The sequence below is a fragment of the Aeromonas sp. R4-2 genome, from assembly GCF_040908295.1.
Lineage (GTDB): Bacteria > Pseudomonadota > Gammaproteobacteria > Enterobacterales > Aeromonadaceae > Aeromonas > Aeromonas veronii.
On record NZ_JBFODL010000021.1, the window covers coordinates 1 to 18971 of the forward strand.

The 18971-nt window shown below is 60.3% G+C and carries 19 protein-coding genes; 9 read left to right on the forward strand and 10 right to left on the reverse strand.

All coding sequences use genetic code 11. From position 1 onward, the window contains the following. Positions 1–313 precede the first annotated feature (313 nt). Together AB5Y99_RS17615 and AB5Y99_RS17620 are read right to left on the reverse strand one after the other, a co-directional pair. Positions 314–2896, reverse strand: a complete 2583-nt coding sequence (locus tag AB5Y99_RS17615) for a GNAT family N-acetyltransferase (protein ID WP_368210318.1) — start codon at positions 2894–2896, stop codon at positions 314–316. Between the two features lie 73 nt (positions 2897–2969). Beyond that, positions 2970–3161: a hypothetical protein gene (locus AB5Y99_RS17620; RefSeq protein ID WP_005339486.1), complete on the reverse strand. Its 192-nt coding sequence runs from the start codon at positions 3159–3161 to the stop codon at positions 2970–2972. A gap of 192 nt (positions 3162–3353) precedes the next feature. Here AB5Y99_RS17620 and AB5Y99_RS17625 point away from each other — a divergent pair, with 192 nt between their 5' ends. After that, the gene (locus AB5Y99_RS17625; protein ID WP_160881293.1) at positions 3354–4214 is read left to right on the forward strand and encodes an amino acid ABC transporter substrate-binding protein; all 861 of its coding nucleotides are present in this window, start codon (positions 3354–3356) and stop codon (positions 4212–4214) included. On the opposite strand, the gene ilvY is transcribed toward AB5Y99_RS17625, so the two are convergent. Beyond that, entirely contained in the window at positions 4203–5096 is an 894-nt protein-coding gene (gene ilvY / locus AB5Y99_RS17630) for an HTH-type transcriptional activator IlvY (protein ID WP_005342097.1), read from the reverse strand. The genes AB5Y99_RS17625 and ilvY overlap by 12 nt on opposite strands. A gap of 221 nt (positions 5097–5317) precedes the next feature. Between ilvY and ilvC the strand changes: the two genes are divergently transcribed. Further along, entirely contained in the window at positions 5318–6799 is a 1482-nt protein-coding gene (gene ilvC, locus AB5Y99_RS17635) for a ketol-acid reductoisomerase (protein ID WP_005355979.1), read from the forward strand. 169 nt (positions 6800–6968) lie between these two features. Here ilvC and pgi read toward each other — a convergent pair whose 3' ends face one another. The 5 genes from pgi to coaBC all read right to left on the reverse strand — a co-directional run bounded on the left by pgi (position 6969) and on the right by coaBC (position 12376). Beyond that, positions 6969–8618 carry a glucose-6-phosphate isomerase gene (gene pgi / locus AB5Y99_RS17640; protein WP_005339491.1) on the reverse strand — a complete coding sequence of 550 codons (1650 nt, stop codon included), beginning with the start codon at positions 8616–8618 and terminating at the stop codon, positions 6969–6971. Positions 8619–8965: 347 nt separating this feature from the next. Further along, complete coding sequence (locus AB5Y99_RS17645) at positions 8966–9802, reverse strand: mechanosensitive ion channel domain-containing protein (protein WP_005339493.1); 837 nt, start codon at positions 9800–9802, stop codon at positions 8966–8968. A gap of 165 nt (positions 9803–9967) precedes the next feature. Beyond that, entirely contained in the window at positions 9968–10564 is a 597-nt protein-coding gene (slmA, locus tag AB5Y99_RS17650; protein WP_005339495.1) for a nucleoid occlusion factor SlmA, read from the reverse strand. Between the two features lie 68 nt (positions 10565–10632). Next, positions 10633–11091 carry a dUTP diphosphatase gene (gene dut, locus AB5Y99_RS17655; RefSeq protein WP_005339498.1) on the reverse strand — a complete coding sequence of 153 codons (459 nt, stop codon included), beginning with the start codon at positions 11089–11091 and terminating at the stop codon, positions 10633–10635. An 82-nt stretch (positions 11092–11173) separates the two neighbouring features. Next, the gene (gene coaBC, locus AB5Y99_RS17660; protein ID WP_368210321.1) at positions 11174–12376 is read right to left on the reverse strand and encodes a bifunctional phosphopantothenoylcysteine decarboxylase/phosphopantothenate--cysteine ligase CoaBC; all 1203 of its coding nucleotides are present in this window, start codon (positions 12374–12376) and stop codon (positions 11174–11176) included. Between the two features lie 147 nt (positions 12377–12523). Between coaBC and radC the strand changes: the two genes are divergently transcribed. The 6 genes from radC (at position 12524) to AB5Y99_RS17690 (ending at position 16186) form a co-directional block, all read left to right on the forward strand. Next, complete coding sequence (radC, locus tag AB5Y99_RS17665; RefSeq protein ID WP_368210323.1) at positions 12524–13198, forward strand: DNA repair protein RadC; 675 nt, start codon at positions 12524–12526, stop codon at positions 13196–13198. A gap of 136 nt (positions 13199–13334) precedes the next feature. Next, entirely contained in the window at positions 13335–13571 is a 237-nt protein-coding gene (gene rpmB, locus AB5Y99_RS17670; protein ID WP_005307492.1) for a 50S ribosomal protein L28, read from the forward strand. Positions 13572–13582: 11 nt separating this feature from the next. After that, positions 13583–13750 carry a 50S ribosomal protein L33 gene (rpmG, locus tag AB5Y99_RS17675; RefSeq protein ID WP_005307500.1) on the forward strand — a complete coding sequence of 56 codons (168 nt, stop codon included), beginning with the start codon at positions 13583–13585 and terminating at the stop codon, positions 13748–13750. Positions 13751–13843: 93 nt separating this feature from the next. Next, a complete protein-coding gene (locus AB5Y99_RS17680; protein WP_139429835.1) occupies positions 13844–14299 on the forward strand; it encodes a hypothetical protein in 456 nt (151 codons plus the stop codon). 24 nt (positions 14300–14323) lie between these two features. Further along, the gene (gene mutM, locus AB5Y99_RS17685) at positions 14324–15136 is read left to right on the forward strand and encodes a bifunctional DNA-formamidopyrimidine glycosylase/DNA-(apurinic or apyrimidinic site) lyase (RefSeq protein WP_021231536.1); all 813 of its coding nucleotides are present in this window, start codon (positions 14324–14326) and stop codon (positions 15134–15136) included. A gap of 114 nt (positions 15137–15250) precedes the next feature. Then, positions 15251–16186: a VirK/YbjX family protein gene (locus tag AB5Y99_RS17690; protein WP_368210325.1), complete on the forward strand. Its 936-nt coding sequence runs from the start codon at positions 15251–15253 to the stop codon at positions 16184–16186. 90 nt (positions 16187–16276) lie between these two features. Here the strand turns inward: AB5Y99_RS17690 and coaD are convergent, their stop codons facing one another. Beyond that, a complete protein-coding gene (coaD, locus tag AB5Y99_RS17695) occupies positions 16277–16762 on the reverse strand; it encodes a pantetheine-phosphate adenylyltransferase (RefSeq protein ID WP_019446530.1) in 486 nt (161 codons plus the stop codon). 134 nt (positions 16763–16896) lie between these two features. Between coaD and AB5Y99_RS17700 the strand changes: the two genes are divergently transcribed. Then, a complete protein-coding gene (locus tag AB5Y99_RS17700) occupies positions 16897–17934 on the forward strand; it encodes a glycosyltransferase family 9 protein (RefSeq protein WP_075115948.1) in 1038 nt (345 codons plus the stop codon). A gap of 51 nt (positions 17935–17985) precedes the next feature. Here AB5Y99_RS17700 and AB5Y99_RS17705 read toward each other — a convergent pair whose 3' ends face one another. Next, positions 17986–18762, reverse strand: coding sequence for a glycosyltransferase family 2 protein (locus tag AB5Y99_RS17705; RefSeq protein WP_031227896.1), 777 nt, complete (start codon positions 18760–18762; stop codon positions 17986–17988). Between the last annotated feature and the right edge of the window lie 209 nt (positions 18763–18971).

Sequence of the window (18971 nt, forward strand, 5' to 3'; positions counted from 1 at the left end):
GGCCTGTCACGCCGGGGGTCGCGGGTTCGAGTCCCGTCCGCTCCGCCACTAATTTGAAGGCCTTCCCGAATGGGAAGGCCTTTTTGCTATGGGCGTTTTTATCAAGTGACCCACAGGTTTGCATACCAGCACAAATACCAAAGCCCGGCTTAATGACCGGGCTTTGGTATTTTTAGCGTGTTAAACAGCCAACGTTTGGTTTTTACCTGCCAAGAGAGGGCCAGATAGCCGGTTATTTCCACCATTTTCTGGCTATATTCGAGCCTTGCTAGCTTCATTTGCAGCCAATTGAGCGAGTCTACAGGCGGTCAAATCAGCCTTCTGCTGTCTGCTGACTACAGGGCAGTTCCATATTGACCACCCCCTCTTCCATTTGCACGTCGATCTTGAAGCCAAGCCGTTTGGCGAGGTTGACCATGCCGCGATTGCTGGGCATGGTCATGCCGGATAGCTGGCCAATCCCTTGCTCTTTGGCGTAACGGATGATCTTCTCCATCATCAATTTGCCGAGCCCCACCCCTTTCAAGTCCGATCGCACCAGAATGGCAAACTCGGCATCGCTCAGGTCCGGGGTCGAGATAGCGCGTACCACGCCGAGGATTTGATCCTGCAGCTCGCCATCTTGCCCCACAGCCACGAAGGCCATCTCCCGGTCGTAATCGATCTGGGTCATGCGAGCCAGCTCTTCGTGGCCCAGCTCGCCCACATCGGCGAAGAAGCGTTTGTACCTGTCTTCATCGGAGACTTGCAGTACGAACTGCTTGTGAGCAGGCTCATCTTCCGGCCGGATCGGGCGCAGCAGGATATGGCGCTGATCTTTAAGCCAGGCACCCTCCTCCAGTTCGGTAGGATAGGGGCGGATCGCCAGTCGGTTGCTGGTCGGGATGGTGGGGTCACTCAGTGTGAGGCTGGCATCCAGCACCACCATTTCGGCGCCGTACGCTTGCAGCGGGTGCAGGTCCAGCTCCTGAATCTCAGGAAAGGCGAGCAGCAGTTCGGAGAGCTGGCAGAGCACCTGACCGAGGGCATCGATATCCAGTCGTTCCGGTGTGGCCTGCTCACGGATCTTGCGGCTCTTGATCGCACCGATGATCTGGTAACGAGCCAGTGCCTGATTGAGCGGTGGCAGGGCAGCCACCATCTCCTGCGGTTCGGCGCCCGACTCACCCAGCAGAATGACGGGGCCAAAGATGGCGTCTTGCTGGATCCGCACCCGCAGCTCCAGGCCGCCGCTGCGGCGAGCCATGCGTTGCACCAGCAAGCCTTCGATGCGGGCGCCCGGATCATGCTGTTTGACCCTGTCCAGAATGGCATCCGCAGCTTGCGCCACTTCGGCCGAGGTGCGCAGATTGAGCACCACCCCGTGCACGGCAGACTTGTGCAGGATGTCGGGTGAGCGCAGCTTCACCGCTACCGGATAGCCGATCTGCTCGGCGGTCAGGGTCGCTTCGATGGCGTCGGTGACGATCCAGGTTGGCAGGGTCGAGAGACCGGCGGCTTGTAAAATCGGGTGCACCAGATGGGTATCCAATCTTAGCTGTTTGCGCTCCTGCGCTTGGCGGATCAGCTGCTGGCACAGCTCGACATTGAGCTGGTTGCCATGTAGTGACGCCGGTGTCTCCATCAACTGCTTCTGGTTGCGGCGGTATTCCACCATGTGCATGAAGGCGGCCATGGCGCTTTCCGGTGTGCGGTAGGTCGGGAAGCCCGCTTCGGTAAAGAGTTTGCGTCCCTCCTGCGCCGAGTATTCACCCGCCCAGTTGGTGAGGATGTTGAGACGGCGCGCTCTGGGGTGCTGTTTCAGATGGGCAATAAGATGGCTGGCCAGCGGCGCGCTCGGTGCCGTGAGCGAGGGGGCGTGGATGATCAGGATGGCGTCGATGCCATCTTCCTGCAACACGTTGTCCAGCGCCTCCTGATAGGTGGTGATGGTAGCATCGCTGCCAATATCGAGCGGCGGGCGAGCCAGCTTGCCGCCCCGCTCCAGCAGCACATCCACCGCCATATTGGCCAGCCCGCGGCCGTTGGAGATGATGGCGAGTCGCTCTCCCTTGAGGGTCATGGAGTGGCTGAGGGTTTCCACCGCGGCAAACAGTTCGTGGGTATCCCGTACCCGCAACATGCCGGCGCGGCGGATGGCGGCATCATAGACGTTGTCGAGGCCGTGGGCCGGATCGTGGCGCCCGCTTTTCAGCACTAGGATTGGCTTGTTGCGCGAGGCTGCCCGCGCAGCCGAGAGAAAGTGGCGGGCGTCGTGCAACTTGTCCATGTAGATCAAGATGGCGCGGGTGACGCTGTCGCGGGAAAGTTGATCCAGCAGCTGGCCGAAGTCGATATCGCAGTGATCGCCAAGGGAGATGAAGGCGGAGAAGCCCAGCTCATGCTGCTTGGCCCAATCCAGAATGGTGGTGCTGACGGCGGCGGATTGCGACAGAAATGCGACTTGCCCCGGCTTGGCGGCAATGGGTGAAAAGCTGGCGTTGATCCCCTGGCCGGGCAGCAGCATTCCCATGCTGTTGGGGCCGAGCAGGCGAATGTCATATTGCTGGCAGACCCGTTTCAGCTCCAGTCGCTCCTCGGGGGAAAAGTCGGCGGCCAGTATGATGGCAGCCCCCGCGCCCTTTTGGCCGAGCGCTTCCAGTAACGGCAAGACCCGCTCCCGCCTGGTGCAGATGATGGCGAGATCCGGGGTCAGCGGCAGGCTGGCAATATCGGGATAGGCCAGCACGCCGGCGATGGCCTTGTTGCGCGGGGTGACGGGGAGGATGGGCCCTTTGAACTGGCCCGCCAGCAGGTGGCGCACAATTACATGACCCGCCTTGAGCGGGTCGGTCGAGGCGCCGATCACGGCGATTGAGTGGGGTTTGAACAGCCGATCCAGACCGCTTGCTTTCATGGGCACTCCCGACAAAAGGGGGAAGATACCAGTCTAATACGCCTTTGCTGCGGGTTCTGTGACCGGATCCTGATCACCGTTTGTTCAGGGCATTGGCACGCAGATAAAAGCGCAGTTCGCCCTGCACCCGGCGAATGGCTCCCAGGTGGCGTTCCTGCAGATAGATATCCTGCTCCCGGTCGAGCGCCGTACTGGGCACGCCCATGCTTTGCAGATACTCGTCAAACAGGGTTGAACCCTTGATCTCTACCAGATGCTGTTTCATGGCTCTCCTCCCTGCGCCTTGGCGTGTGTTGATGAACGCCCAGTCTGCGATGACCTGCCGGGTTTGCCTATTGTCACTTTTGACACGAGATTTGACACGAGAGCGCTCACACATCTTTCAGAGAGGGCGCCGTTGAGGTGCTGGCTGGCGTTATAGTATGGCGAGGAGCATGAGGCACGGATGGTGCGCAGGATGATCAGAGTCTGGTGGTGGTGCATGGCACTGTGGACGGTTGGCGCAACGGCAACCGAGCAGCCTATCCGCGCCTGGAATCTGCTGCTGGATCACCCCAACCCCGCCGTCGTCCAGTTGTTGCGCCTCTCCCTCGATCTCACCGTGCCCGAATATGGCCCTTACCAGCTGGTCTCCAGCCCGCAGATGGAGCAGGGGCGGGCGGTGAAGGAGCTGCGCAGCGGCGAGCTGGTTCAGGTCGGTGTTTTTGCCCCCGATGGTGAGCGAGAGCGTGAGTTGCTGGCAATCCACATTCCGCTGGCCAAGGGGCTGCTGGGGTGGCGGGTGTGTCTGGTTCGGCAGGGGGATGAGGGGCGTTTTGCCGCGATCGGATCGTTGGCGGACTGGCATCGCGCCGGGCTCTCCATCGGTCAGCATAGATCCTGGCCAGACACCCAGTTGCTGCGGGCTAACGGCCTCAAGGTGACGGTGGGCAATCTTTATGAAGCGCTGTTCAACATGCTGCGCAAGAAGCGTTTTGACTGCTTCCTGCGTTCGGTCATCGAGATCGAGGATGAGCTCAGGCAGCATCCCGATCTCGCCATCGAGCCCCGTCTGGTATTTCGCTACCCGTTGGCGCTGCTCTTCTTTGTCTCGCCAAAATATCCGGAGCTGGCCCAGCGCATCGAGCTTGGCCTGCTGCGGGCGCGGCAGTCTGGTGCTTTTGACCGGGTCTTTGAAGAGGGATTCGGCAGCACCATTCGGCGGCTGAAACTGGATGAGCGGGTGCGCCTCGAGCTGCACAACCCCGACTTGCCGCTGCCCAGCCGCATTATGATGGCCGATCCGGCCCTTATCTATAAACCGGTGTCAGCGCAGTGAGCCCTGATTCTGCGCGGTATCCCAGAAGGCGCGGATCAGCGGTTCTTCCAGCCGCTTCTTGAGTACCCCGATCCCCACATCAAATGGTTTGAAGGCTGGCTTGAGGTCGATGATCCGCACCTTGTCGCCGAGCGGGCTGTGGTCGATTACCGCCGCCGGTACCAGCCCCACGCCACAACCAAGCGCCACCATGGCGACGATTCCCTCGTTGCCCGCCACTTCGGCATAGATGTTGGGCGCTATCCCCTTGTTGCGAAACCATTGATCGCTGCGTTTGCGGGCCAGCCCCTGCTCGGAGAGGATGACTGGCAACTGCTCCCAATCAGGTTCTCCCTGACGGAACCACTGGTTCAGTTGCGGGGCGTTGCGCGGTGCGATAAAGACCAGCGGCACCAGCTGCAGGCTGGCGAACTCCAGCTTGGCGGGCAGGGCATCGGGGCGAGCGGCGATGGCGAGATCGGCCTCGTCGGCCAGAATCTTGTCCACCGCCAGCGCCGGGTCGCCGGTCTCCAGCTTGATCTCCAGCTGGGGGTAGCGGCGGCGAAAGCGCTCCAGCACCTCGGGCAGCAGAAAGTAACTGGCAGTGACCGAGCAGAATACCCGCAGCCGCCCCTGCAGCGGTTCATCGCTACGTTTGAGCTCCTGCTTGAGCTGGCGCCACTCCTGCAACAGGCCGCCGCCAAACTCCCGCAGTTTCTCGCCGGCAGGGGTGAGCCGCACCGAGCGGTTGTCCCGCTCGAACAGGATGCAGCCTGTCTCCTGCTCCAGCCGCTGGATGGCGCGACTCAGGGTGGAGGGGCTGACCGCCATGGCATCGGCACTCTTGCCGAAATGAAGGGAGTCGGCGAGGTGGAGAAACAGCTCGAGATTGCGAAGATCCATCTTTCAGCTCCTGGCGCGGCATATGTGCCCGATATCCAGCGGTTGGCGGCTTGTTTCTGCCATCTCGCGGTACATTCAGCAGGCAATTATGAAGGGTGATCGTTTCAGTTATTGCAACGTACTGTTTCGAATATATCAGTTCAGGCAATAAGTGTCCCGCGCTATAGTGGTTCAGACAACGCCGCTATCCGGCATGGAATCAATCGAACGGAGCAATCACCATGGCTAACTATTTCAACACCTTGAACCTGCGTCAGCAGTTGGCCCAGCTGGGCAAGTGTCGTTTCATGCAGCGCGAAGAGTTCGCGGACGGCTGCAACGTGCTGAAGGGCAAGAAGGTGGTGATTGTGGGCTGTGGTGCCCAGGGTCTGAACCAGGGTCTGAACATGCGCGACTCCGGGCTGGATATCTCCTACGCCCTGCGCAAGGCCGCCATCACCGAGAAGCGTGCCTCCTGGCAGAAAGCCACCGACAACGGCTTCGCGGTCGGTACCTATGAAGAGCTGATCCCGACTGCCGATCTGGTGCTGAACCTGACTCCGGACAAGCAACACTCCGACGTGGTCAAAACCGTGATGCCGCTGATGAAGCAGGGCGCCGCGCTGGGTTACTCCCACGGCTTCAACGTGGTGGAAGAGGGTCAGCAGATCCGCTCCGACATCACAGTCGTGATGGTTGCGCCGAAGTGCCCGGGGACCGAAGTGCGTGAGGAGTACAAGCGCGGTTTCGGCGTACCGACCCTGATCGCCGTTCACCCGGAGAACGATCCCAAGGGCGAAGGCATGGCCATCGCCAAGGCGTGGGCCTCTGCCACCGGCGGCGACCGTGCCGGGGTGCTGGAATCCTCCTTCGTGGCGGAAGTGAAATCTGACCTGATGGGCGAGCAGACCATCCTCTGCGGCATGCTGCAGGCCGGTTCCCTGCTCTGCTACGACAAGCTGGTTGCCGAAGGCACAGACCCGGCCTACGCCGGCAAGCTGATCCAGTTCGGCTGGGAGACCATCACCGAAGCCCTGAAGCAGGGTGGCATCAGCCTGATGATGGACCGCCTCTCCAACCCGGCCAAGCTGCGCGCCTTCGAGCTCTCTGAGCAGCTCAAGACCCTGATGCGCCCGCTGTTCGAGAAGCATATGGACGACATCATCGCCGGTGAGTTCTCCCGCGGCATGATGGCCGACTGGGCTGAAGATGACGTCAAACTGTTCACCTGGCGTGAAGAGACTGGCAAATCCGCCTTCGAAAACGCGCCGGCGTTTGCAGGCAAGATTGCCGAGCAGGAGTACTTCGACAATGGCGTGGTGATGGTGGCCATGGTCAAGGCGGGTGTCGAGCTGGCGTTCGAGACCATGGTGGCCTCCGGTATCTACGAGGAGTCTGCCTACTACGAATCCCTGCACGAGTTGCCGCTGATCGCCAACACCGTTGCCCGCAAGCGTCTGTACGAGATGAACGTGGTCATCTCCGATACCGCCGAGTACGGCAACTACCTGTTTGCCAACGCCGCCGTGCCCTTGCTACGCGAGCACTTCATGCCGACCCTGAAAGCGGGCGATCTGGGTGCCAGCAAGGCGGAAGGGCAGAGCGTCGACAACCTGGCGCTGCTGGCGGCCAACGAAGCGACCCGTAACCACCCGATCGAGAAAATCGGCCAGGTACTGCGTGGTTACATGAAAGACATGAAACGCATCGCCGTTGGCGGTTAAGCCAGCATCGGGCTGGAGGATGAAGGGGCGGGGATGACGATCCCCGTCGCCGGTCGGACTGGACACCCGCTCGGCCAGCCAGAAAAATCAGCCTGACAGTCATAAAAGATGGTCATAAAAAAGCCCCGCTCATCGAGCGGGGCTTTTGCATTCAGAAAGGCTGGATAAATCAGGCTTTCCACGCTTTCCAGGTGTTGATCAGACCGTTGGTGGAGCAGTCGTGGCTGGTGACAGCCTCGTTGTTGCCCAGCTCCGGCAGGATCTTGTTGGCCAGCTGTTTGCCCAGCTCCACGCCCCACTGGTCGAAGCTGAAGATGTTCCAGATTGCGCCCTGTACGAAGATCTTGTGCTCGTACATGGCGATCAGGGCACCCAGGGTTTTTGGGGTCAGGCTCTTGAACAGGATGGAATTGGTCGGGCGGTTGCCTTCGAACACCTTGAACGGCACCAGATCCTTGACCTGCTCCAGGGTTTTGCCAGCCGCCAGGAACTCGGCTTCAACCTCTTCCTTGCTCTTGCCGAAGGCCAGCGCCTCGGTCTGGGCGAAGAAGTTGGCCAGCAGTTTCGGATGGTGGTCACCGATCGGGTTGTGGCTGATGGCCGGCGCCAGGAAGTCGCAGGGGATCAGCTTGGTGCCCTGATGGATCAGCTGGTAGAAGGCGTGCTGGCCGTTGGTGCCCGGCTCACCCCAGATGATGGGGCCAGTCTGGTAGTCAACCGGCTTGCCGTTGCGATCTACGTACTTGCCGTTGGACTCCATGTTGCCCTGCTGGAAGTAGGCTGGGAAGCGGTGCATGTACTGATCGTACGGCAGAATGGCTTCGGACTCGGCACCGTAGAAGTTGTTGTACCACAGGCCGATCAGCGCCAGCAGCACCGGCACGTTCTGCTCATAGGAGGCAGTGGCGAAGTGCATGTCCATCTCGAAGGCGCCTTGCAGCAGGGCTTCGAAGTTCTCGAAACCGACAGACAGGGCGATGGGCATGCCGATGGCAGACCAGGAGGAGTAGCGGCCGCCAACCCAGTCCCAGAACTCGAACATGTTGTTGGTGTCGATGCCGAACTCGGCCACGGCCTTGCCGTTGGTGGAGAGCGCGGCGAAGTGCTTGGCAACGTGGGCCTTGTCACCGGCGATGTTGATGAACCAGTCGCGGGCGGTCAGGGCGTTGGTCATGGTCTCCTGGGTAGTGAAGGTCTTGGAGGCCACCAGGAACAGGGTGGTTTCCGGATCGATCTTCTTCAGGGTCTCGGCGATGTGAGTGCCATCGACGTTGGAGACGAAGTGCATCTGCAGGTGGTTTTTGTAGGGACGCAGCGCCTCGGTGATCATCACCGGACCCAGATCAGAGCCACCGATACCGATGTTGACCACGTGCTGGATCGCTTTGCCGGTGTAGCCTTTCCACTCGCCGGAGATGATTTTCTCGCAGAAGCCTTTCATCTTGGCCAGTACGGCGTTCACTTCCGGCATCACGTCCTTGCCGTCGCACTCGATGGGGCGGTCGGAGCGGTTGCGCAGGGCCACGTGCAGGACGGAGCGGCCTTCGGTCATGTTGATCTTGTCGCCATTGAACATGGCATCGATCGCGCTGCGAAGATCGGTCTCTTTGGCCAGATCAACTAGCAACTTGAGGGTTTCTTCGGTGATCAGGTTCTTCGAGTAATCAACCAGGATGTCGCCGCCGAAGGTAAGGGAAAACTTGTCAAAGCGCTTCGGGTCCTGCGCGAACAGATCCTTGAGTCGGGTCTCTTTGTTTGCTGCAAAGTGGGCTTCCAGTGCCTGCCAGGCCTGGGTTTGGGTTGGATTGATATTTTTCATAGGATTCCTGAAATGCCAAGTTGTGTTTGAACCTTGCAGGCAAGGTCCCGCCAAACCTTATTATCCGAGCATTATAGCGAGCCGAACGGGCGGCCCGTGTAACAGATTTTTACCGATTGTCTTTTACCGCAATGGGCCACTGTCGGGAGCATACAACCAGAACATTGGGATTATGTGTCACGAAAGCAAGGCGGATCTTGCGCTTGCTCATGATTGGGGTCACCCCGATAGCCTGAAATTGTTTTCATCCGGTTGGCGTGGTTATGCACCGACATGGCCATGGGCTGGGGCCAGAAACGACAATGCCAGCCCGAAGGCTGGCATTGTCTGTTGCAGCAGAACCGCGATCACGCCTGCGGTTTTTGCATGTGCATCACCATCTGCGGGAAGGGGATCTCGATGCCTTCGGCATCAAAGGTCAGTTTCACCTTCTCGTGGAAGTCGAACCAGACACCCCAGTAGTCAGCGGTTTTCACCCAGGGACGCACTACGATATTGACCGAGGAGTCGGCCAGCGCGGCAACGGCAATGGTGGCTGCCGGATCTTTCAGGATGCGCGGCTCTTCGCTTACCAGACGCTCGAGGATCTGTTTGGCCTTGCGCAGGTCGGAGCCGTAGCCGATGCCAAAGGTCATATCGACGCGGCGAGTATCCATGCGCGAGTAGTTGACGATGGTGCCGTTGAGGATGGCGGAGTTGGGTACTACCACCATCTTGTTGTCACCGGAGGTGAGGGTGGTGGTAAAGAGCTGAACGGACTGCACCACACCCGCGGTGCCCGCCACTTCGATGAACTCGCCCGCCTTGATGGGGCGGAAGATGATCAGCAGGAAACCGGCAGCGAAGTTGGAGAGCGAGCCTTGCAGCGCCAGACCGATGGCCAGACCGGCGGCACCGATAATGGCGACGAAGGAGGCTGTCTGCACGCCGACACGGCCCAGCGCGGCGATCACCACGAACACCAGAATGGCGTACTTGAGGATGCTGCCGACGAAGTGGGTGACTGTGGTGTCCAGCTTGCGGGCCTGCATCACCTTGACCACGCCACCGCTGATGAGGTTGGCGGCGATATAGCCGACCAGCAGGGTCAGCAGGGCGGCGGCGATATTGACGCCGTATTCGATCAGCAGTCCCTGATTATTGACCAGCCAGGTCTGCGCTTCGGTAATGATTTCGGGTTCCATAGGATGTCCTGTCAGGTTCTAAAAGGTTTATGGTGGATAAATCTAACACCGCAGCGCGACAGTACGGGTCGCATCTGGTACTTCTTTTCTGCCATAAAAACCTGACACAAAAAAGAAGGGAGGCCAAAGCCTCCCTTCTTTTTGCTGAATGATGCGAAAAAACCATCAGCTCTGCAGCAGTTGGCTGCGGATAAATTGCCACTGATCTTCGAAACCGGCGGTGGGCTTGAGCTTGAACTCGGAGCGCACGAACTGGCTGATGCGACCTTCGGTGTAGGCCAGCAGCAGATTGGCCAGCATGGTCTCGTCTAGCTGGAAGCCTTGACCCTCGCGTAGCCGCTTTTCGCGCAGTACCTGCTTGATCTGGGTCTCCAGCTTGTCGAACAGGATGCTGATGCGATCCCGCAGCCGATCGTGCTCACCCAGCAGGGCGTCGCCATTGAGGATGCGGGTAATGCCGGGATTGCGCTCGGCGAACACCAGCAGCAGCTGCAGGATATGGTGGCAGCGCGCCATGGTGTCCTTCTCTTCCGCCATGATCAGATTGACCCGTGACAGCAGGGAATCCTCGATAAAGTCGATCAGCCCCTCGAACATCCGCGCCTTGCTGGGAAAATGTCGATAGAGGGCTGCTTCAGAGACGCCGACCTCGGCCGCCAGACGGGCCGTGGTGATGCGCTGACCCGGACTGGTTTCCAGCATATGGGCGAGCGCTTGCAGGATCTGATCGCGCCGACTCTGTTTCTGATTACTGCTTGCCATGGATTCCCCTAAAAAAACAATGGCTTGATTCTGTTATTAAGCACCGCCCATCGGGCTGGTGTGGTCTGTTATTGGCGACCAGAAGAACCAAAACCGCCTTCACCCCGTTCGCTCTGATTGAACTCATCGACCAGTTGGAAGCTGGCCTGAACTACCGGCATGATCACCAGCTGGGCGATGCGCTCGCCGGGTTGCATGGTGAACTCATCTTTGCCGCGGTTCCAGACCGAGACCATCAGCTGACCCTGGTAATCGGAATCGATCAGACCGACCAGGTTGCCCAGCACGATGCCGTGCTTATGGCCGAGACCAGAGCGGGGCAGGATGGTGGCACACAGACCCGGATCCTGGATGTGAATGGCCAGACCGGTCGGCACCAGGGTGGTATCACCCGGAGCCAGAGTCAGCGGCGCATCCAGCAGTGCGCGCAGATCCATGCCGGCAGAGCCGGGAGTGGCGTAGGCGGGCAGCGGGTACTCGGTACCGATACGGGCATCCAGAATCTTCAGTTCAATTTGTGTAGTCATGAATCGCTTTTTCAGTTGGATCTTGTATTGGCGCCCCTCTTGGCAAGGGCGGGGCGCCGTGAGTCTTGTTCTTTCGGGACGCTCAGTGCCGGTAGTGGCGCGCAATCAGGGCGATCAGGTGACGGGCCAGCGTCAACTTGTCAGCCAGCGGCAGCGGGGCCTGGCCCCCTTGCCAGAACACGGTCAGGGCGTTGTCATCGGCGTTGAAGCCTTGCCCCTCGCGAGACACATCGTTGGCGGCGATCATGTCCAGCCGCTTACGCTGCAACTTGTCGAGGGCGTATTGTTCCACATCCACGGTTTCGGCGGCAAATCCGACGGTGAAGGGTTTGTCTGAAAGGGCACCAACGGCCGCGATGATGTCGGGATTCTTCACCAGCGTCACCACCATCTGGTCGTTGTCGCCGGTCTTCTTGATCTTCTGACTGGCGACCTGCTCGGGGCGATAGTCGGCCACCGCCGCGCAGCCGATGAAGAGGTCGCACTCGCCGACCCGGCTCATCACCGCCTGATGCATCTGCTCGGCGCTCTCCACATCGATGCGGGTGACGCCAGCTGGTGTAGCCAGCGTTACCGGGCCGCTCACCAGCGTCACTTCGGCGCCCGCTTCACGGGCAGCACGAGCGATGGCGTAACCCATCTTGCCGGAGCTGTGGTTGCTGATGTAGCGGACCGGATCCAGCGCCTCGCGGGTTGGCCCTGCGGTGAGCAGCAGCTTGACGCCCGCCAGCAAGGGCTCGGCGGCCAGCTGCTGGCAGCAGCGCTCCACCAGTTCGAGGGGATCCAGCATCCGGCCTGGGCCCACATCGCCACAGGCCTGGCTGCCGGAGTCCGGCCCCCACAGCAGGACGCTGCGGCTGGCCAGGGTCTTGAGGTTGGCCTGGGTGGCTGCGTTGAGATACATCTGCTGATTCATTGCCGGTGCCAGCGCGATGGGCGCCGGCGTGGCCAGACAGAGGGTGGTCAGCAGTTCGTCGGCCATGCCTGCAGCCATCCGCGCCATCAGGTTGGCGCTGGCGGGGGCGATCAGTACCAGATCGGCCCACTTGGCCAGCTCGATATGACCCATGCCAGCCTCGGCAGAGGGGTCCAGCAGGCTGTAGGCCACCGGATGACCGGAGACCGCCTGCAGGGTCAGCGGGGTGATGAACTCCTTGGCGGAGCGGGTCATCACCACCCGCACTTCGGCGCCCTGATCTTTCAGGCGGCGTACCAGCTCGGCACTCTTGTAGGCGGCGATCCCGCCACTGACACCCAACAGGATGCGTTTATCGGCCAATCTCATCTGCTGTTTCTCTATCCGGCTCATTCTGACTGGTCGGCTAAGATACCACAGGCAATGGATGACGACAGGGGTTGGCATCAAGGGGTGTGGTCGGGCGCGCGCAATTTTTTGCTATGTTTTTCCTCAACAGGGATGAGGGAGAGACAAATGAGCATCAAAGAGTGGCCGGAAGATGAACGCCCCAGAGAGAAGTTGCTGCGTCAGGGGCCTGCGGCGCTCTCCGATGCCGAGCTGCTCGCCATCTTTCTGCGCACCGGCGTCAATGGCCTGAGTGCAGTGGATCTTTCACGTAATCTATTGAATCAATTCGGCTCTTTACGCAGTTTGTTGGGGGCGGATCAACGGGCATTCTGCGAGGCGCACGGCCTTGGCCCGGCCAAATATGCCCAGTTGCAGGCGGTGCTGGAGATGGCCAGACGCCATCTGGCCGAGCAGTTGCAACGGGGCGATGCCCTCACCTCGCCCCAGCTGACCCGGGCCTATCTGCAGGCCCAGCTGCGGGATCGGCCGCGCGAGGTGTTTGCCCTGCTGTTGCTCGACAATCAGCACAGAGTCATTCAATTTGTTGAGCTTTTTTTCGGCACAATCGATTCGGCGAGCGTCTGGCCAAGAGAAATCGTGCAGATCGCGCTCAAACATAATGCAGCCGCGGTGATTCTGGCGCATAATCACCCGTCCGGCGTCGCCGAGCCCAGTAGGGCCGACCGCCAGATCACGGATCGGATCACGGCCGCTTTGGCCCTGATCGATATCAGAGTGCTGGATCACTTGGTGATCGGTGATGGCATCACGGTTTCTTTTGCCGAGCGCGGTTGGCTATAACTGTGCTCTGGCACCGTATTAGTTGATCTTTGATCACGGATGCTGTATAAAATGCCGCCTTCTGTTTGCCCCGCAATCGAAGGCCAGCGGGGCAGATATTTGCTCGAGCAATGAAGTAAGATTTGGAGAGACTGACATGTCTAGAGTATGCCAAGTAACCGGCAAGCGCCCGGCAGTTGGTAACAACCGTTCGCACGCTAACAACGCCACCAAGCGTCGTTTCCTGCCGAACCTGCACACTCACCGTTTCTGGGTTGAGAGTGAAAAACGCTTCGTAAGCCTGCGCGTATCCGCAAAAGGCATGCGTATCATCGACAAGCGTGGCGTTGAAGTGGTTCTGGCTGAACTGCGCGCCAGCGGTGTTAAGGTATAAGGAATTAGATCATGGCTAAAGGTATTCGCGAGAAAATTCGCCTGAACTCCAGCGCCGGTACTGGTCACTTCTATACCACTACCAAAAACAAGCGCACCATGCCCGAAAAAATGGAGATCAAAAAGTTTGATCCCGTTGTTCGTCAGCATGTGATCTACAAGGAAGGCAAAATCAAGTAATTACTTGATGTTGCATTCCCAAAAACCCGGCTTCGTGCCGGGTTTTTTTATGCGCCGAATTCAGTACACTGCCGGTTCAAAGGGAGGCTTGTCATGTTCAAATTGAGCCGCAAAGGCTGGAATAACGTGATCATTGTGGTGGTGCTGATCGTGATCACCCTGTTGCATCGTATGGAGACTGCCCAGCAGGAGAACAGCGCCAAGCGCGCTCGCCCCTTGCTGCCGGATGCGGCCGTGGTGCTCACCTGGCAGGGGCCGAGCTGGCAGATTGAGCGGATTGGTCAGGGCTGGCGCAGCGTGCCGGATCTGGCGCTCGACACTGCGCAACTGGATGCCCGTCTGGCGCGCTGGCAGAGCTGGTTGCTGCCTCCCGGCGAGGTGGTGCGGGGTACCCCGGTGACCATCAAGGTGTGGATTGCCGGCCAGAACGATCCGATCGAGATCGGCCTCTATCAGAACAGCGGTCAGTATGGTGCCCAGCTGCCCTCCGGTCTCTGGCTCACCCTCACTGCCGAGCAGTATCGCGATCTGCTGCGTCCTGCCCCCTGAGTTCCTTTTCCTTGCGAGGTGCCCATGCCTGAATTGCCAGAAGTTGAAGTCAGTCGTCAGGGGATCTCCCCCTGGCTCACCGGTATCAAGGTGACGCGTGTAGTGGTGCGGGATGGCCGCCTGCGCTGGCCGATCCCCGGTGAGATTCAGGAGCTGGTGGACCTCACCATCCATCGGGTGCGTCGCCGTGCCAAATACCTGCTGCTGGAGACCGATTTCGGCACTGCCATCCTTCATCTGGGGATGTCCGGCAGCCTGCGGGTGCTGGATATCGGCACGCCAGCCGAGAAGCACGACCACGTGGATATTGAGCTGGAGAATGGCAAGCTGCTGCGGCTCAACGATCCGCGCCGCTTCGGCGCCCTGCTCTGGACTCGCGAACCGGCCGAAGCCCATGCGCTGCTCGCCAAGCTGGGGCCCGAGCCGCTCACCGATGCCTTCAGTGCTGATTACCTGCGTGAGCGCGCCAAGGGACGCAGCACCGCCATCAAACAGTTCCTGATGGACAATCAGGTGGTGGTCGGGGTGGGCAACATCTACGCGAATGAGGCGCTCTATGCTGCCGGCATTCACCCCAAACGGGCGGCGGGCAATATCAGTGCCGAGCGGCTGGGAACCCTGGTGGCCGAGATCAAGCGCGTGTTGGCCGAGGCGATTCGCCAGGGCGGCACTACCCTCAAGGATTTCACCAGCGCCGATGGCAAGCCGGGCTATTTCGTGCAGCAGTTGCAGGTTTATGGCCGTGGCGGTCAGCCCTGTTTCCACTGTCACACCCTGCTGACCGAGACAAGAATGGGCCAGCGCACCACGGTTTTTTGCAGTCATTGCCAGCGCTGAGCGCACTTTTTGCCCCGATCCGGGGGAAGTTGTAACAGCGTATTTCCACTCTGTTGAAGATTTGCACAGCTGTCACTAGTATCCCGACCGTTCAGGCGGTTTGAGAATATAAAAATGACAGTTAAATCAATAGACTGGGAATATTTATCCCGGCAGGAGCGCTATTGCGCAAAATCCATGGCCCGCTTCCTCTACCCCGAGGGATGTGACCGGAAAACCTTCAATCGCGGCAAGTTCGTGCTGCGCAGCCTGCTCTATCGCAAGTCGCTGAGCCGGGTCTTCAGCCTGTTTCAGTGCGACTCGCTCAAGGCGCTGCCAGCGGTCTATCCCGAGCTGCTCGACAAGCCGATGCGCCCCTATCGCTTCGCCTGTGCCAGCGCCCGTGAGCGGGCCGAGATGCTGGAAAATCACTACCGTTTGCTGCTGGAGTGCTACCCGCAGTTGATCGACCCCCTCTATCTGGGCGAGGGGATCGAACTTGGTCACTATCCCCAGAGCGGCTGCCGCATTCTGCTGCGCCACGATGGCACCTTCCGCCGCGAGGCCGAGCTGGCGCTCTCCATCGTCAACGGCGAGGGGCAGCGCCTCTACAGTTGCGCCTTTTCGCTGGCGGGTAGCGTGGATCGTTTGATTCTGATGATCGGCTCCATGCAGGGGCCGGAGCCTGCGGTCGACAATGCTCAGGAGCGGGTGCGCGAGCTGACCAAAGAGGGGCACGGCCTGCGGCCCAAATCCCTGCTGGTGCAGCTGGTGCTGCAACTGGCGCAGAGCATGGCGGCGGCGGAGGTGCTGGCGGTGCGCAAGCGGGCCCACGTGTTTCAGGCCAAGCGCTACAGCAGCAAGCAGAAAGCCAATTTGCAGGCCGATTATGACGAGCTGTGGCAGGAGTTCGACGCCCGGGATGTGGATGCCAACTTCGTCGCCCTGCAAGCCCAGCCGCGCAAGCCGCTGGAGGAGATCGCCTCCAAGAAGCGGGCCATGTATCGGCGCCGCTACGATTGGCTCGATCTGCTGGTGCAGGAGATGAATGAGCGGTTTGCCCGTCAGTAACCGGCAAGCAGGCTGGCCTCTCCATGCGAGAGAGAAACAACAAGGGCTACCCGCGGGTAGCCCTTGTTGTTTCTGCCATCAGGGGAGGAATTAGCGCTGTTGCTGTTTGGCTGCGATGGCCTGGGCCACCACGGGATCGACAAACTGGCGGATGTCGCCACCGTGCAGCGCCACCTCTTTCACCAGAGTGGAGGAGATAAAGGAGTTCTCCTCCGCCGGGGTGAGGAAGACGCTTTCCAGCTCCGGCATCAGGCGGCGGTTCATATTGGCCAGCTGGAACTCGTACTCGAAGTCGGAGACGGCGCGCAGGCCGCGGATCAGCACGTTGGCCTGATGCTCTTTGGCGAAATCGACCAGCAGGCCGGAGAAGCCCACCACCTTGACGTTGGGAAGCTGGCTGGTCACTTGCTGGACAAGCTGGACACGTTCTGCCAGATCGAACAGAGGTCGCTTGCTCGGGCTGTTGGCGACACCGACCACCACCTCGTCAAACAGCTTGGCGGCGCGGCCGATGAGATCGGCGTGGCCATTGGTAACGGGATCAAACGTCCCGGGATAGATCACCCTGGTAGTCATCTTTGTGGTCCTGCAACCTGGAAATTTGGTCGCATTATAAGGTCGTCGCTTGAGAATAGCAGTGCATCAGGCAAGAATACGCCATCGCGCATCAAGCCTCCTTGCATTGGTGACAGGGAGCAAAGGGATTTTTTATGAAACGTATTCTGGTCGTTCGCAATGACAAGATTGGTGACTTCATGCTGGCGTGGCCTAGCTTCGCCATGCTCAAAGGCTCCATGGAGTGTCATGTGACTGCCCTGGTTCCGGCCTACACGGCGCCGCTGGCCCGGCTCTGCCCCTGGATTGACGAGGTGATCATCGATCCGGGCGTGCGGGCCGACAAGGAGCAACAGCGAGCGCTGCTGGCGCGGATCAAGGCGGCGGCGTTCGACGCGTCCATCTGCCTCTTCTCCAACTCCCGCAACGCCATGCTGGTGTGGAAGGCGCACATCCCTTACCGGCTGGCACCGGCGACCAAGCTGGCGCAGGTGCTCTACAACCAGCGACTGGTACAGCGCCGCTCCCGCTCCCAAAAGCCGGAGTCCGAGTACAACCTGGAGCTGATCCGCCGCTTCCTGGCCGATCAGCAGGTGGCCGTGGTGGAGCCCAAGACCCCCTTCCTGCAGTTCGATGAGGAGACTCTGCGGCAGGTGCGCGAACAGCTGGCACTCAAGCTCAAGCTCGATGCCAGCCGCCCCTGGTTGATGGTGCATGCCGGTAGCGGCGGTTCGGCCAACAACCTCTCCATCGAGCAGTATGCCCGTATCATCATCAAGCTCAATCAGGCCTGCCCCGAGCTGCAGTGTGTGCTGACCGCAGGCCCGGGCGAGGAGAAGATGGCCGAACAGCTGGCGGCCGAGCTGCTGGCCCACGGCGGCAACGGCTGGATCTACCGCTCCAGCGATGGTCTGCCGATGTTCTGTCAGGTGCTGGCCAACGCAGCCCTGTTCGTTGCAGGCAGTACTGGCCCGCTCCATATCGCCGGCGCGCTCGATGTGCCGACCATCGGTTTCTTCCCGATGCGCCGCTCCGCCACTCCGCTGCGCTGGAAGCCCCTCAACAGCGAAGGGCGCCACCTTGCCTTCAGCCCGCCGGAGGATAGCGACCATCCTGAGGATATGAGCCAGCTAGATCCCAAGACCATGGTGCCGGTGATGGCCCGCTGGGCGGCGCCCTTCTGGCGCAAGTAACGTATGCAGCAATGCAAACAGGGCCCCGCGGGGCCCTGTTTCGTATGACGGTTATTCCGGCTGCTGCGGTTGCTGGCGCACCCAGAGGTCGGCGTATTTGACGAAGGTGGAGTGGGCGGAGAGGATCGCCAGCAGCAACCCCTGCTTGCCATCGAGGAAGCCTGCCTTGAGCAGGTACATCTTGATGAAGCAGCCGACGGCATGCATCAGCCCCTGACTGAGGGAGCCCTTCTTGCCGCGAGCGGTGCGCTGATCGGCCCAAGCGCGGGCATAACCGGCCGATTTGACCAGATAGTGCTCCAGATCCCGATAGGTGAAGTGGTGCAGGTCGCCGTAAAGGTTGACGATCTTCATGTTGGCGCGCACCTCCACCTTCTCGTGCACCAGCGCCTCGTTGTAGCTGGTGAGTGCCTTGGGATAGAGGCGCAGCACCCGATCCGGATACCAGCCACTGTGGCGGATAAAGCGGCCAAAGACCCAGGAGAGGCGCGGCAGCGAGTAGATGGTGTCGCTGGCCGGATTGGCCATCACGTTGGCAATGGCGGTTTTCAGCTCGGGGGTGAGCCGCTCGTCGGCATCCAGCCACAGCACCCAGTCGGATTGCACATGGGACTGGGCCAGTCGGCGCTGTTTGCCAAAGCCGGGCCACTTGGCGTTGACGAAGAAACGGGCCCCAAATTCGGCGGCGATGGCCGGGGTCTCGTCCTGACTGCCCGAGTCCAGAATGACGATCTCGTCCACCAGTCCGTCGAGGGAGGCGAGGCACTTGCGCAGGTTGTCGGCTTCATTCTTGACGATCAGAACGGCAGCCAGAGTCGGTTTTTTCACGAAATGGGGCTCTCGGTTGTTGCCCGTCTGGCGGGACATGCTCGAATTGGCGCCCATTCTAGCCTAAAAGCGTGGCCGGGGCATGGCATGGCTTGGGTGGTGGCTGGCCGAGGCAAAGCAGAGGCGATTACCAAGGAGCTTCTGTTATTTATCCGGTCGCTGCTTGTGGCGCGTAATCTCGCCCGGCCGAGGCAAAGCAGAGGCGACTA

Coding starts and splice junctions, on each gene's coding strand:
- AB5Y99_RS17615 (WP_368210318.1), bottom strand. CDS start 2,896: ATGAAAGCAAGCGGTCTGGATCGGCTGTTCAAACCCCACTCAATCGCC.
- AB5Y99_RS17620 (WP_005339486.1), bottom strand. CDS start 3,161: ATGAAACAGCATCTGGTAGAGATCAAGGGTTCAACCCTGTTTGACGAG.
- AB5Y99_RS17625 (WP_160881293.1), top strand. CDS start 3,354: ATGATCAGAGTCTGGTGGTGGTGCATGGCACTGTGGACGGTTGGCGCA.
- ilvY (WP_005342097.1), bottom strand. CDS start 5,096: ATGGATCTTCGCAATCTCGAGCTGTTTCTCCACCTCGCCGACTCCCTT.
- ilvC (WP_005355979.1), top strand. CDS start 5,318: ATGGCTAACTATTTCAACACCTTGAACCTGCGTCAGCAGTTGGCCCAG.
- pgi (WP_005339491.1), bottom strand. CDS start 8,618: ATGAAAAATATCAATCCAACCCAAACCCAGGCCTGGCAGGCACTGGAA.
- AB5Y99_RS17645 (WP_005339493.1), bottom strand. CDS start 9,802: ATGGAACCCGAAATCATTACCGAAGCGCAGACCTGGCTGGTCAATAAT.
- slmA (WP_005339495.1), bottom strand. CDS start 10,564: ATGGCAAGCAGTAATCAGAAACAGAGTCGGCGCGATCAGATCCTGCAA.
- dut (WP_005339498.1), bottom strand. CDS start 11,091: ATGACTACACAAATTGAACTGAAGATTCTGGATGCCCGTATCGGTACC.
- coaBC (WP_368210321.1), bottom strand. CDS start 12,376: ATGAGATTGGCCGATAAACGCATCCTGTTGGGTGTCAGTGGCGGGATC.
- radC (WP_368210323.1), top strand. CDS start 12,524: ATGAGCATCAAAGAGTGGCCGGAAGATGAACGCCCCAGAGAGAAGTTG.
- rpmB (WP_005307492.1), top strand. CDS start 13,335: ATGTCTAGAGTATGCCAAGTAACCGGCAAGCGCCCGGCAGTTGGTAAC.
- rpmG (WP_005307500.1), top strand. CDS start 13,583: ATGGCTAAAGGTATTCGCGAGAAAATTCGCCTGAACTCCAGCGCCGGT.
- AB5Y99_RS17680 (WP_139429835.1), top strand. CDS start 13,844: ATGTTCAAATTGAGCCGCAAAGGCTGGAATAACGTGATCATTGTGGTG.
- mutM (WP_021231536.1), top strand. CDS start 14,324: ATGCCTGAATTGCCAGAAGTTGAAGTCAGTCGTCAGGGGATCTCCCCC.
- AB5Y99_RS17690 (WP_368210325.1), top strand. CDS start 15,251: ATGACAGTTAAATCAATAGACTGGGAATATTTATCCCGGCAGGAGCGC.
- coaD (WP_019446530.1), bottom strand. CDS start 16,762: ATGACTACCAGGGTGATCTATCCCGGGACGTTTGATCCCGTTACCAAT.
- AB5Y99_RS17700 (WP_075115948.1), top strand. CDS start 16,897: ATGAAACGTATTCTGGTCGTTCGCAATGACAAGATTGGTGACTTCATG.